The following is a 755-nucleotide window of genomic DNA, read 5'->3' as shown; positions in this document are numbered from 1 at the left end:
GCTGGCGTGGCCAGGCCACCCGCAATGACACGCTCCGGCGCAGGCGCCTGCGCCATCGTCCCACACGCCCGGCAGGCATATTTCGGGCGGATAATGCGTACAACGCGAAGCTGCGCTGGAACCCAGTCGAGCATCTCGCTGACGCTCTCGCCCATGTCGTGCAAGGCGCCGCCACAGCCCGGACAAGCCGCGTGATCGGTGTCGATCCGGACCTCCTCACGCAGCAGATGATCGGGCAAAGGCTTGCGGTGCGGCGGGGGTTCCGTCGTCTCAGTAAAGGCGATGGGCAGGCTCTCTTCGATACGCCCGACATCGGCGTCGAGGTCCTCCAGACCGAGTGCGAGCTGATCGGGATCAAGGCGTTCGGCGCTACGTCCGAACTGCATCCGCTGGAGTTTCTTTATGATTGCCTGAAGCCGCTCGATCTCGCCGTCCCGATGCTCGACAATGACTGCCATGTCACGCACCAACTGGTGCAGAAGCGCCGTATTGGAAGGCAGGTTTCCAAGGTCGATCCGCATACAGATTCATACCATGAATCGGCCCTGGCAGAGAGCGATTTTATAGAGGTTTTGCGCTCTTTTTTCTGGATTTTACCCGGCCAGCGCCGGCTTCCAGACCCGTTCGGGCGCCCGCCAGTCAATGCCCTCTATCAGCATGGCGAGCTGCGCCGGTGTCAACGTGATCGCGCCGTCATGACCGGCCATTGTGGGCCAGACAAAGCCGCCCTGATCGATCCGCTTGGTGAACAGGCA

General features: G+C 61.9%; 2 protein-coding genes. Both read right to left on the bottom strand.

The window, feature by feature from the left end:
• Positions 1-521: IS66 family transposase zinc-finger binding domain-containing protein (locus tag HY30_RS18165; RefSeq protein ID WP_034744435.1), on the bottom strand; the 521-nt coding region annotated here is incomplete at its 3' end.
• Between the two features lie 72 nt (positions 522-593).
• On the bottom strand, positions 594-752 hold the full coding sequence (gene tnpB, locus HY30_RS20745; RefSeq protein ID WP_422120005.1) for an IS66 family insertion sequence element accessory protein TnpB: 159 nt from the start codon (positions 750-752) through the stop codon (positions 594-596).
• Between the last annotated feature and the right edge of the window lie 3 nt (positions 753-755).

The organism is Hyphomonas chukchiensis, assembly GCF_000682695.1.
Lineage (GTDB): Bacteria > Pseudomonadota > Alphaproteobacteria > Caulobacterales > Hyphomonadaceae > Hyphomonas > Hyphomonas chukchiensis.
This window is presented reverse-complemented; position numbering and strand designations above follow the sequence as displayed.